The 11,906-nt window shown below is 70.8% G+C and carries 9 protein-coding genes; 6 read left to right on the top strand and 3 right to left on the bottom strand.

Annotated elements, in window-relative coordinates; translation table 11 throughout:
* Positions 1 to 88: 88 nt before the first annotated feature.
* Together WBQ80_RS15025 and WBQ80_RS15030 are read left to right on the top strand one after the other, a co-directional pair.
* A complete protein-coding gene (locus WBQ80_RS15025; RefSeq protein ID WP_337282599.1) occupies positions 89 to 4,852 on the top strand; it encodes a DUF4011 domain-containing protein in 4,764 nt (1,587 codons plus the stop codon).
* 133 nt (positions 4,853 to 4,985) lie between these two features.
* On the top strand, positions 4,986 to 5,498 hold the full coding sequence (locus WBQ80_RS15030) for a hypothetical protein (protein WP_336573019.1): 513 nt from the start codon (positions 4,986 to 4,988) through the stop codon (positions 5,496 to 5,498).
* Positions 5,499 to 5,509: 11 nt separating this feature from the next.
* On the opposite strand, the gene WBQ80_RS15035 is transcribed toward WBQ80_RS15030, so the two are convergent.
* Positions 5,510 to 6,265 (bottom strand): hypothetical protein, encoded by a 756-nt coding sequence (locus WBQ80_RS15035; protein WP_336573020.1) that lies wholly within the window; start codon positions 6,263 to 6,265, stop codon positions 5,510 to 5,512.
* A gap of 136 nt (positions 6,266 to 6,401) precedes the next feature.
* Here WBQ80_RS15035 and WBQ80_RS15040 point away from each other — a divergent pair, with 136 nt between their 5' ends.
* The 3 genes from WBQ80_RS15040 to WBQ80_RS15050 all read left to right on the top strand — a co-directional run bounded on the left by WBQ80_RS15040 (position 6,402) and on the right by WBQ80_RS15050 (position 8,598).
* Positions 6,402 to 7,217, top strand: a complete 816-nt coding sequence (locus WBQ80_RS15040; RefSeq protein WP_336573021.1) for a nuclease-related domain-containing protein — start codon at positions 6,402 to 6,404, stop codon at positions 7,215 to 7,217.
* A gap of 120 nt (positions 7,218 to 7,337) precedes the next feature.
* The gene (locus WBQ80_RS15045) at positions 7,338 to 8,396 is read left to right on the top strand and encodes an NAD(P)H-dependent flavin oxidoreductase (RefSeq protein WP_336573022.1); all 1,059 of its coding nucleotides are present in this window, start codon (positions 7,338 to 7,340) and stop codon (positions 8,394 to 8,396) included.
* 40 nt (positions 8,397 to 8,436) lie between these two features.
* Complete coding sequence (locus WBQ80_RS15050; protein WP_336573023.1) at positions 8,437 to 8,598, top strand: hypothetical protein; 162 nt, start codon at positions 8,437 to 8,439, stop codon at positions 8,596 to 8,598.
* 19 nt (positions 8,599 to 8,617) lie between these two features.
* Here WBQ80_RS15050 and WBQ80_RS15055 read toward each other — a convergent pair whose 3' ends face one another.
* Both WBQ80_RS15055 and WBQ80_RS15060 read right to left on the bottom strand, forming a co-directional pair.
* Positions 8,618 to 9,862 carry a hypothetical protein gene (locus WBQ80_RS15055; RefSeq protein WP_336573024.1) on the bottom strand — a complete coding sequence of 415 codons (1,245 nt, stop codon included), beginning with the start codon at positions 9,860 to 9,862 and terminating at the stop codon, positions 8,618 to 8,620.
* A gap of 90 nt (positions 9,863 to 9,952) precedes the next feature.
* On the bottom strand, positions 9,953 to 11,314 hold the full coding sequence (locus tag WBQ80_RS15060) for a hypothetical protein (RefSeq protein WP_336573025.1): 1,362 nt from the start codon (positions 11,312 to 11,314) through the stop codon (positions 9,953 to 9,955).
* Positions 11,315 to 11,442: 128 nt separating this feature from the next.
* On the opposite strand from WBQ80_RS15060, the gene WBQ80_RS15065 reads away from it, so the two are divergent.
* Positions 11,443 to 11,880 (top strand): hypothetical protein, encoded by a 438-nt coding sequence (locus WBQ80_RS15065; protein ID WP_336573026.1) that lies wholly within the window; start codon positions 11,443 to 11,445, stop codon positions 11,878 to 11,880.
* Positions 11,881 to 11,906: the final 26 nt, after the last annotated feature.

Below are 11,906 nucleotides of genomic sequence, written 5' to 3' on the forward strand. Positions count from 1 at the left end.
GCCGCCCGCCGCTGCGGTCATCGCTCCCTACTACGGAGCGCCCGCCGGCGAGGGGGCCTCGACCGAGCGGACGGCGGTACCCCGTCGAGTGCAGCTCTGGAAGAACGCTCTGCTCGACCTGAGTCTGCGGAATAAGCTCATCAACTACACCACGCGCGCGGGGTATCGACTCGAAGTACCGCCGCCCGCCGTCGCCAGACTCGAGGACGCCGTCAACGCCGGCGCCACCATCACCCTGGTCGCCTCGGATGACATCCCGTCGGTCGACCGCGAACGGGGCATCCGCTTCGCACGCGACCTTTCCGAGTCGCTCCGCGAAGAGACCCTCGCCGCCAAGCGGCGCGCGTACATCGACATCACCGACGCCGCCTACACCAGCAAGCTCCGGTACCTCGCCTACAAGGCGAAGACGATCGTCGAGGAGACCGGCGCCAACAACCTCTACCTCGCGTTCGGCATGCTGCATTGGCGGTTCAACGACCGCGACCTGCGTTCGCCGCTCGTGCTGGTTCCAGTGAACATGTCGACCACCAATCGCGGGCAGGTCTATCAGCTCTCGCTCGACGAGGCCGGCGCGTCGACCCCCAATTACTGCCTGCTTGAGAAACTGCGCGTCGCGTTCGGACTCGAGATTCCAGGCCTGCAGACACCGGTGGAGGACGAGTCGGGCATCGACCTCGGCGCGGCGTTCCGCGCTGCGCGCGAGGCGATCGCGGCGGCCGGACTCCCCTTCCGTGTCGAGGAGACCGTCGACCTCTCGATCCTGCAGTTCGCGAAGTTCCCCCTGTGGAGAGACCTCGACGACAACTGGGAGTCGCTCGCGAAGAACCCGCTCGTCGCGCACCTCATCAACACGCCGCTCGAGCCGTTCGACGACCCCGTGACCGACGTTCCTCCGGCCGACCTCGATGAGCTCGGCGCCGTCGTCCCGGTGCCTGCCGACGGCTCGCAGCTCGAGGCCGTCGCCGACGCCGTCGGCGGTCGCACCTTCGTGCTCGAGGGTCCTCCCGGCACCGGTAAATCGCAGACGATCACCAACCTGTTGGCGCGCTCGCTCGCGGCGGGCAAGCGCGTGCTCTTCGTCGCCGAGAAGCGTGCGGCGCTCGACGTGGTCAAGAAGCGGCTCGAATCGGTCGGTCTCGGCGACCTTTCGCTCGACCTTCACGACAAGTCCGCCCGGCCGGCAGCCGTGCGTGCCCAAGTCAAGACGGCGCTCGACCTTGCGGTTCGCGCCGACCGGGCGAAGCTGCAGGCCGACTCGGAGACCGCCGAGGCGAGCCGACGAGCACTCGCACGCTACGCGCAACGACTGCATGAGCCGAACGCCGCGGGGATGTCGCTGTACTCCGCACGCACGACCGAGCTCGCACTCGACCCCGACGCGCCTGTGCTCGAGGTTCGGGCCGAACTCGTGTCGAGCTCCACGCCCGAGCAGATCGAGTCCCTGCGGAGCGCTCTGCGTCGACTTGCCGAAACGGCCGATCTCGCGCGACCCGAACCCCGGCATCCCTGGGGTTTCCTCGACGAGCGTCCCGGGACCCGTATCGACGCGGTACACGCGCACCGTGCCGCGCGAGCGTTCGACGCGGCACTCGAGGCCGTGCAGCAGGCGGGTATCCCGCTGAACGAACTGGCGCTTTCCGCGGACCCGGATGAGTTGCAGGCGTGGGCGCAGATCTCGCGGGCCCCGCGGCATCCGGTGACGACGCTCGACGCCCTCGCACAGCACGAGTGGCTCGCGTATCTGCAGGAGGTGTCGGCGCGCGTCGCGGCATTCGCCGCGCCGGCCTGGGTGAGCCAGGTGCGACCGACCGTGCTCGCGCGAGACGTGCAGGCGATCCACCAAGAAGCGTCGGCAGCGGATGCCTCGAGCTTCTTCGGTCGCAAGAAGCGTCGCCAAGCCGTGCTGGCTCGGTTCGCCGACGAGCTGATCGTCGACCCGAAATCGGTGAGGCTCAAGACGCTTTCCGCGCTCACCGGCGAGATGGCCAGGACGATGGCGGAGGTCGATTCGTTACGGGAGGCGATCCGCAAGGTTCCCCTGCCGCTCATCGACTCGGGGTGGAACCCGCTTCTCGAGGCCGACGTGAAGACGTTCGACTCGCGTCTTCAGTGGATCATGTGGCTCGGCGAGTCGCTCAAGGATCGGACGGATCCGCGGATCACCGCGATCCGCGACTACTTCGCGCGAACGAGCGCCGGCGAGGCGGCGGCGGAGCTCGAGCGGCTGGTCACGACGTGGCGCGAGTTCGCGACGGCGGCAGGGATGCCGTCGACGCTGTCGACCGACTCGCTCGGTGGCCAGGCGTTCCTGCGACGCTGGTGGGATACGCGCGGCGCACGGCGACTGGACACCAGCGAGCCTGTGACACTCAACCGCTGGCTCGATTTCGTGCGCGCCCTCGAACCGCTGCGAACGTCGGGCCTGACGGCGGCCCGAGCCTCACTGCTCCGCGGCGAGATCGCCGCCGAGGACGCCGCGATCGCCTTCGACAAGGGCGTCGCGCGAGCTTCCATTGCCGAGCGCGAGGATGCTACGGCATTGGGGACATTCGACCCTCAGGCCCAGAACAACGCGATCGCGCGTTTCACCGCCTCGACGCACGCCGTGCGGGACCACCTCCCGAGGCTGATCCCTTCGGACCTCCTCTCGGCGCGCACGTTCTCGGTGAACGCAGCCGGCGGCCTGGTCGGCGGCCTGCGCAGACAGCTCGAGCGGCAGCGCGGCGGCATGAGCGTACGAGCGATGCTCGACACCTATGGCGAGCTCATCACGCAGATCATGCCGTGCACGTTGATGAGCCCGGACTCGGTCGCGCGATTCTTCCCCGCCCGCCCCGATCTCTTCGACATCGTCGTCTTCGACGAGGCGTCCCAGATCCGCGTCGCTGATGCGGTGGGTGCCATGGGGCGCGGTGCTTCGGTCATCGTGGTCGGCGACAGCAAGCAGATGCCGCCCACGAGCTTCGCCGAATCGAGCGCGTCGATCGACGAGGACGTCGAGTACACGCCCGAGACCGTGGTCGACGAGGAATCGATCCTCAGCGAGAGCGTGCAGGCGCAGGTGCCCCGAAAGTGGCTCTCCTGGCACTACCGGAGCCAGGACGAATCGCTGATCGCGTTCAGCAACCACCACTACTATGAGAACCGGCTGTCGTCGTTCCCGGCTCCGGTGGCGAGCGGCGCGAACGACGCGATCGATGGCCACGGCATTTCGTTCGTCCGCGTCAATGGTCACTTCGAGCGCTCCGGCAGGGGCAAGACCCTGCGCACGAACCGCGTCGAAGCCGAAGCGATCGTCGATGACATCCAGCGTCGGTTCTGGGCTTCGCCCGACGAGTCACCGTCGGTCGGGGTCATCACGTTCAACGCCCAGCAGCGCGACCTGATCGACAACCTGCTGCGAGACAGCGGCGACGAACGCATCATGCGGGCCCTCGATGAGCCCGACGGCCTCTTCGTGAAGAACCTCGAGAACGTGCAGGGCGACGAGCGTGACTGCATCCTGTTCTCGGTCGCCTTCAGCACCAACGACAACGGCGTGCTGCCGCTCAACTTCGGACCGCTCGGACGGGCTGGTGGTGAGCGTCGGCTCAATGTGGCCGTCACGCGCGCACGTCGCCAGGTGATCCTGTTCGCAAGCTTCGACCCCGATCAGCTTCGGGCCGAGCAGACGAGCTCAATCGGCATCAAGCACCTGAAGGCCTATCTTGAACTGGCGGCTCGCGGAGTCGAGGCGGTCACCGACGACGGCCGACGTATGCCGCGCATCGATCGTCACCGCGACGACATCGCTGCGGAGCTGCGCGCCGCCGGCTACGCCGTGCGCACCGACGTCGGGCTCTCCGAGTTCCGTGTCGATCTCAGTATCGCCGATGCCGCCAAGCCCGAGCGGCCGCTCGTCGCGGTGCTGCTCGACGGCGAGAACTGGCGGGCGCGCCAGACCGTGGCCGATCGGGACGGCCTGCCTGTCGAGGTGCTCAAGGGGCTCATGCGCTGGCCGGGAGTCGAGCGCGTCTGGTTGCCGGAGTGGCTGCACCATCGCGAACAGACGATGGAGCGACTCCAAGCGGCGGTAGTTCGGGCGCGCGAAGTTGTGGCGGCGCCCGCTCAGATCCCGCCCGCCGTGACGCCAGCGGATACCGGGCGGCCCGTGTCGCCCGATTCCGAGAGACAGCCCCAGCGAGGACGGCCGACCGACGCCAATGTGGCCCTCGTCATGCCGATACGAGCGCGCCAGATGGCTCCGACTCCCGCTCCCGCTCCCGTACGGGCTGCGACGCACCCCGATCTCACGGAATTCAGGGAATGGGTGCCGGGTCGGCTCGGCTCCATCACGACTCTCGATGAGCTGCCGCGGTCTGCCGCGGCCGATCGAGTCCGAGCGGCGATCCGTGACGCGCTCGCGGCGGAGGGGCCCATTCACCGGATCAGGCTGGCGAAGGTCGTGGCCGGAAGTTTCGGACTCGAGCGCGTCGCTCAGGCTCGAGCGGCTGCAATCCTCAGCTGCGTGCCGTCGGAGTTCAAACGTACGACCGGAGAGCGCACGTTCCTCTGGCCTCCCGACCTCGACCCGCAGACCTGGCGGGGCGTGCGCCGCGCCCAGTCCGGAGCCCCACGCGACCCCGAGTACATCTCTCTCGTCGAGATCGCGAACGCCATGCGGGCCGCAGCTGCGCTTTCGGGCGGCATGGAGGAGACCGAGCTGAAGCGCGAGGCCCTTGCGATCTTCGGCGGCAGGCGGCTCACTTCCGCGATCGATACCCGGCTGGCAGCTGGACTGCGGCACGGCCTCGAAACCGGGCGTCTCGACCGTTCGCACACTGGATACCTCGTGGACGGGCTTCGGTGACAGGCCCCCATGAGTCTCGCCTTGATTTCCTGCGCCGCAAGCACGGCAACGCCGAGGAGCGCGGAAATGCACGGCTATGGAGGCGCCTTCTCCGATTTGGCTACAGACGTCTGGAAGGGGAAGGGATCACAGCATGAGATTCGAAAATGAAGAGGAGATCAAGAAGGCGCTCGGCATCGAGTCCTGGCGGAACCTCTCGAAGGACAAGATGATCAGATTCGCGGCCATGATGCCGGCCATGGACACGGACGTGGCCCTGAAGATCATTGAGCAGTTTCCCGTGTTCAAGGATTTCGCCATGGATGCCGTGGACGCGATGGAAAATGCGCACAGTTCGACCCTCTCGGCGAACAAGCAGAGCCAGAAGCATGTGCATCGTGCTTTCCAAGAAATCAGGGCGATTCTCCGCGGCGAGCTGAGCAGGGACGATTTGAGCTGGGAGGAGAAGAAGTACCTCATCGAGCAAATCCAGGAGACCGGGCGCCTCGAGTTCCAGAAAGACAGCGAGAACAAGCAGTTCCTCGATGGCGTGCTCGGGAAGGTTCTGCTCGGAGCAGGGGCGGCGCTCGCCCTTGGAGTGGTGTTCGTCGGCGGAAAGCTGATGGCCGAAAGAGTGGACGGCGCCGAGAGTCTTCCCGAGTCTTGAGTCCCGAACGTTCAACGCGCCGAGTCGCCCAACGCCGCCCGTAGCGTGAACCGCACCTCCTCGGCGATCTGGCGCATCGCCGCCGGCACCGGCGAATCATCCCTCGGCGACCGGCCCAATCGGCTGAAGAAGTCGCCTACGCTGCTCCCACGGGCGATCGCTCGATAGGCGTCCGGAAGGGTGTCGACGTGGGCGCCGCCGTCGTGGTGGGCCAGCCACAAAACGACGTCGCGGCGCGAGGCTTCGGTCCCCCGGTTGTCGAAGATCCTCGGTATCTGCCACCAGTAGGTGAAGCCGACCCGGTGGGCTCCCAGCGGCACTTGGGAGAAGGCCGGCGCCCACGTGGCATCCGCTTCACTCGGGATCACCGTCAGGAGCGAGCCGACCGGCGCCACGCCGAGATCCTTCGCCAGCCTCACGACCCGCGTGCCGCCTGGGATCGTGCCGTCCACCCAAGGCAGTATCTGGGTCACGCCCATTCGCGTGAGCAAGCCCGTGCTCACGGTGGTGTCGTAGGCGAGCACCCGCACGGCGATGGCGAGTCGTTTCGCCTCGGCATGCACGCCCGAATCGAAGCGGTCGCAGCTCGCATCGATGAAGTCGAGCTGATCGCGGAGGTGCTCGAGGTGCTCCTCGGAGAAGGTGAGATCGGGCTTCATCCGAGCCCAGCGGCGCAGCCGCCGCAGCGCGTCCGGCGATTGCGACAGCGCCACGGACGGGTCCTTCGGGGGCGGTGCGTTCAGGGTGCGCACCTCGACATCCGCCATGCTCCGACGCTACTGGCGAGCGGCGAGGAGAAGCGCCCTCATCGCGCCGATGAGCCACCCCTCTTCGGGGGATTCTCTCCGCTTGTGCGGCACTGGCAGGATCGAGCGACCCTACCGCCCGAACGAGGACCCGCCCGTGAGCACTGCGCCCGCCCCTGCCGAGTCGCTCGGTCATCGCCGCCCCGCGGCATCCGTCATCGCCGAATGCCTGCGCGCGCAGGCGACCGTGCCGCCGAACACCGCGGTGCAGCGGTTCTTCGGGGTCTCGCCGCTCGGACGCGAGGCCGAGCCCTGGTACCTCGGCGCTCTCGGCGAGCTCGAGGTCGCGCGCCGGCTCGGCGCGCTCGGGCCCGGCTGGTACGTGCTGCACTCGGTACCGATCGGTACCGGCGCGAGCGACCTCGACCACGTCGTCATCGGCCCGGGCGGCGTGTTCACCATCAACACCAAGCACCACCGCGGGCAGCACGTCTGGGTGGCCGCGAAGCGCATCCTCGTGGCCGGGCAGCGCACCGATCACCTGCGCAACGCCCGGTACGAGGCCCGGCGCACTTCGAAGCTGCTGTCGGTCGCCGCGCGCACGCTCGTCGACGTCACCCCGATCATCGCGATCGTCGCGGCGAAGCGGACGACGGTGCGCGAGCGCCCGCACGATGTCGTCGTGCTGCGCGAGCACGAGCTCGTGCGGAGGCTGCAGCGGCATCCGGTCACGCTCTCACCCGAGCAGGTGCGGCGCCTGGCGATGGTCGCCGCGCAGCCGGCGGCCTGGCAGCGGATGCCGGAGTCCGAGACGGTCGACCACGCCGCGTTCGACCGGCTGCATACCGCGATCGGCCGCGCGCGCTGGCGTCGGCGGGGGTGGACCGCAGCGATCGTCGCCGCGGTACCCGTCGCCTTCGTCACGATGTGGTCAGCGGCTATGGCCGCGCTCCTGAACATTGCGAACGGGTAGCCCCCAAACCGCAACGGAATCCGCCCGGGGCGCACGCGTTGACCTCATCGACGGGAAGCCTCGCCGAACGGGTGCTGGCGCTCGACCAGCGGAAGCGCCCCCGCGAGACTGAGGAGCATCATGACCGACGCACGCACCCGCCTCACCGACCTGCTCGGCATCCGCCACCACCCGATCGTGCTGGGCCCGTTCGGCGGGCTGTCGTCGGTCGAGCTCACCGCGACCGTGAGCGAGCTCGGCGGCCTGGGCTCGTACGGGCTCTACGGGTACGACGCCGACCGCATCCGCGAGACGGGTGCCGCGATCAGGGCCGCGACGGGCGGCCCGTTCGCGCTCAACCTCTGGCTGCCGCTGGCGACGGATGCCGCGTTCGAGCTCGGCGCGTTCGAGCGGGCCGTGGCATCCGCTCGGCCGTTCTTCGACGAGCTCGGAGTGCCGGCGCCGGAGTCGCCGCCGGAGCGGTTCCTGCCGCCGTTCGAGGAGCAGTGGGCGGCGGTGCTCGAGGTGCGGCCCGCGGTGGCGAGCTTCGTGTTCGGTGTGCCGCCGGCGGACGTGGTCGAGAGCGCTCGGGAGCGCGGCATCCGTCTGCTGGGCACGGCGACCACGGTCGACGAGGCGGTCGCACTGCAGGCCGGCGGGGTCGATGCGATCGTCGCGACCGGTCTCGAGGCGGGCGGGCACCGCGTGGCGTTCCTGCGCGAGGCGGAGCAGGCGCTCGTCGGGTCGATCTCGCTGATCCCGCAGGTCGTCGACGCGGTCGACGTGCCCGTGATCGCGGCGGGCGGGATCGCGGACCGGCGCGGCGTCGCGGCCGCGCTCGCGCTCGGCGCGGCGGGCGTGCAGGTCGGCACGGCGTTCCTGCGCACCAGGCAGTCGGCGACGACGGATCTGCACCGCGAGACGATCGCGGCGACCGCCGCCGAGGACACGATGCTGACGCGCGTGATGAGCGGACGCCTCGCGCGCGGCGCAGAGAACCGGGCGGTGCGCGAACTGACCGCGGCCGGCGGCACCGCGCCGTTCCCGATGCAGAACTGGATCACGGGACGCTTCCGCGCCGAGGCCGTGCGCGCCGGGCGCGGCGACCTGCAGGGGCTGTGGATGGGACAGTCGGGGCGCCTCGCGGTGCGCGAGGATGCCGGCGAGGTGTTCGCGGAGTTGCTGGCCGGCGTCGGGTAGCCGCACTACCGGCCGCAGCCCTCACGAGGAGAATGGTGCGGTGGAGCATCGCGACGCGGCATCCGGGGAGGCATCGCAGGCCGAGGTCGACCAGACCGCGGTGACCGGCGACGTGTGCTGGCTCGCCGCGACCTGCACCGAGTGCGGGGCGCTCGTCGAGGGCGGCAGGTGCTGGAACTGCGGGGCGCGCCGGGCCGAGTGACGGGCGACGCTGACGCGTATCAGGACGCGGCCGAGAGTCGACCCTGCGCGCGGAACGCGTCGACGTCGCGCCGCGCCAGCTGCACGGCTTCACTCGCCAGATACGCGACCCGGCCGGCCATCGCCAGCACGCGCGCGCCGTGGTCCGCGTCGATCACCGCGACCGTCTCGGTGGGGCTGCCGAGGCAGTGCGCCAGGTCCAGCCGGATCCGCTCGGACTCGGCGAGGCGGGTCAGGGCGGCGGCGCCGATCCACCCGGGGTGGCCGGCGACTGCGTCGCGGGCGGCGTCGAGGCGGCGGTCGGCGTCCTCGATCGCGTGGTGGACGCGGTGCGGACGGTGCTCGGCCGGGGTGACGCGGGGTGCGCGCTCGCGAGCGGGTGCCGCCGCGGCATCCAGCGCCTGATGCGCCTGACGCACGCGCGCCAGGTGCGCGAGCGGGTCGGTGTTGACGCCGATCACCGGGAGATCGGCGAGCGCCGCCCGCAGCTCGGCGATCGCGTCCCCGAGTCGGCGCGAGTGCGGCTCGGGGGCCGCGCCGGCGAGGGCGCGGCGGGCGCCCTCGACGGCCGAGACCAGGTCGGCCTCCGCGCGAAGCAGGTCGATCTCGAACTCGTCCACCGCGTCGAGCAGGGCCGCGGCGCGCCGCAGCGAGGCAGCGGATGCCTCGAGCGCGTGACTCGCCTGCTCGAGCTGTCCCGCCGCCCGACGCCGTGCGGCGACGCCGACACTGTGCTCGGCGAAGGCGAGCAGCTGCTCGGCTTCGGCCGGATGGGCGGCGACCGGGGTCAGCGCCGATCGCGCGTAGCGGGCGGCGAGCCGGTCGACGATGCCGCGAGCGGCAGGGATGCGAGCGCGCAGCCGCCCGGTCTCGACGAGCACCTCGGTAAAGACGACCGGGGTGCGCCGCACGCGCGCGACGGAGTCGGCGAGCATCAGGGTCGAGTCGTCGAGCAGCTGCCCGATCGATTCGCACAGCTCGATGACCCGCGAATGGCGCACCCGCATCTCGTCGGCCGCGACAGGCTCCCACCGGTTCAGCCGGAAGGCCTCGCTGAGCCTGCCCCGCGCTTCCTCGAGCACCCCGCTCAGCCGGGACGTCGCGTCGCCCCCGAGCTCCGCCTCGGCGAACGCGAACTCCTCGGCCGCGGCCCGGATCCGCTCATCGGCGGCGAACAGCGCCGATCCGGCCCGCTTCGCCAGCTCGGCGTCGTGGACCTCGAGGTCGCGCGCACTCCGTCGGCGCCTGACCCGGAACCCGGCCATGCTCCATCGTAAGCGCGCCCGTCCGAAAGCACGCCGTGGATGAGATCAGGCCCCGGCCCGCGGCATCCGCTCGACGCCACGCCCGCCGGCTCAGCCGTCGAAGAACCCGTCGAGGATGCTGCCGATGACGAGGCCGCCGAGGATGCCGCCCATCATGTCGCCGCCGCCGCTGCTGCGACGCCCGCCGCCCCAGCCCTGACCCGGGCCGCCCCACTGGTCGTAGCCCTGCGGACGCGACGAGTCGATGTCGCGCCGCGCGAGCTGCAGCGCCTCGGCCGCGAGGTAGGCGGCGCGGCGGGCCATCGCCATCGCGTTCTCGCGGTGGTCCTCGTCGATGGTCGGGACGGTCGCCGCGGGCATGCCGAGGAAGTGGTCCAGGTCGAGGCGGATGCGCTCGGCCTCGGCGAGGCGCGTGCGGGCGTCGGCGCCGATCCAGCCGCGATGGCCGGCGATCACGTCGCGGGCGACGGCGAGCTGGCGGTCGGCGTCGTCGATCGCGTGCAGCACGTGCTCGACCGGCGGGACGGGGCGCGCCGCGCGTTCGCGAGCGGCCGCGATCGCGGCATCCAGTCCCGAATTGGCTTCGCGCAGGCGGTCGAGGTGCGTGAACGGGTCGGTGTTGACGCCGGCCGGCGGGAGCGCGGCGAGCGCCGCCTGCAGTTCGCCGATCGCCTTCGAGACGGTGGGCGACTGCGGCTCCCTGAGGGCGACGGCGATATCCCCGCGCGAGTCCTCGACGATCGCCGCGAGCGTCGACTCGGCCCGCAGCGCCTCGACCTCGAAGGTCTCGACCGCGTCGAGCAGGGTCGCCGCGCGACGCACCGACTCGACGGATGCCTCGAGCGCGAGGTTCGCCTGCTCGCGCTGCCCCGCCTCCCGTCGCCGCTCCGCGACGCCGACACCGTGCTCGGCGAACCCGAGGAGCTGCTCGGCCTCGGCCGGGTTCGCTTGCACCTGCGCGAGCGCCTCGGGCGCGTATCGCGCGGCGAGGCGGTCGACGATCTCGCGGGCGCCGGGGATGCGCTCGCGGAGGAGCGCGACATCCCCCCGCACGCCGGCGATGATCTCGGGCGCGCGCCGAGCCCGGGCCACGCGCTCCTCGAGCGCGGAGGTCTGGTCGTCGAGCACGTCCTCGGCCCACTCGCAGAGCTGCACGATGCGCGCGTTGCGCATCCGCAGCTCCTCGCGGGTGTCGGGGATGTCGTCGTGGTTGAGCTGGTTCAGCCGGAACGCCTCGCCGAGGTGCGTGCGCACCGTCGTGAGCGCCTGCCGCAGCGCCTTGGTCGAGTCGGCGCCGAGCTCGGCCTCGGCGAAGACCAGCTCATCGGAGGTCACGCGGATGCGCTCGTCGGCGGCGACCAGCGCCGACCGGGCGCGCTTGGCCAGGTCGAGGTCCTGCGCGTCGAGTTCCTGCTGCTCTTCACGCTTGCGCTTGCCCCAGAAGCCGGCCATGTGTCGATCCTATGGGCGCGGTGCTCGGAGGGCGCTGGGGGTGGGCGCGGCGCGGGCGCGCGGCGAGCGCCCCACGCGAGGCGGTGGCGCGACGGCGTCGGATGTCACGGACGCCATACGCTGACCGCATGACGACCGACACGTTCGAGACCCCGCGCCTCCGCATCCGCTGGGGCTGGTTCGTCGGATGCGTCGTGCTCGGTCTCGTGAGCATCCTCGTCGGGTTGCTCGTCGCGCCGGTCGCCGATCGCCCCGCGTACCTCGCCGGGGTCCTCGGCGCGGTGGGCACGACCTTGCTGCTCGTCGGCGTCGTGGTCTTGCTGGAGCGCCGCATCGTGGACACCGCCGTGCGGGCGGTCCGCGATGCCGCCGAAGCGGCGCGCATTCGAACGGATGACGCGGTGCGCGCGCAGGTCCGCGCCCTGGAGGATCGGCTGGCCGGCCTCTGGGCGACGACCGAGACCGCCGAGGACGCCGCCCGGAAGGAACGCGAGACCCGTCGCATGACCGACGAGTTCACCCGTCGGGTCGTGGATGAGTACGAGCGCGAGGACGGCGAGCCCTAGTCGGCGGTCCAGGGCTGCGCGCGTGC

This window comes from Agromyces sp. CCNWLW213, from assembly GCF_037199545.1.
GTDB lineage: Bacteria > Actinomycetota > Actinomycetes > Actinomycetales > Microbacteriaceae > Agromyces.

Bases quoted from the DNA above. Each gene is read 5' to 3' on its own strand.
- WBQ80_RS15055 (WP_336573024.1), bottom strand. From the start codon at position 9,862: ATGGCCGGGTTCCGGGTCAGGCGCCGACGGAGTGCGCGCGACCTCGAG.
- WBQ80_RS15060 (WP_336573025.1), bottom strand. From the start codon at position 11,314: ATGGCCGGCTTCTGGGGCAAGCGCAAGCGTGAAGAGCAGCAGGAACTC.
- WBQ80_RS15065 (WP_336573026.1), top strand. From the start codon at position 11,443: ATGACGACCGACACGTTCGAGACCCCGCGCCTCCGCATCCGCTGGGGC.
- WBQ80_RS15030 (WP_336573019.1), top strand. From the start codon at position 4,986: ATGAGATTCGAAAATGAAGAGGAGATCAAGAAGGCGCTCGGCATCGAG.
- WBQ80_RS15035 (WP_336573020.1), bottom strand. From the start codon at position 6,265: ATGGCGGATGTCGAGGTGCGCACCCTGAACGCACCGCCCCCGAAGGAC.
- WBQ80_RS15045 (WP_336573022.1), top strand. From the start codon at position 7,338: ATGACCGACGCACGCACCCGCCTCACCGACCTGCTCGGCATCCGCCAC.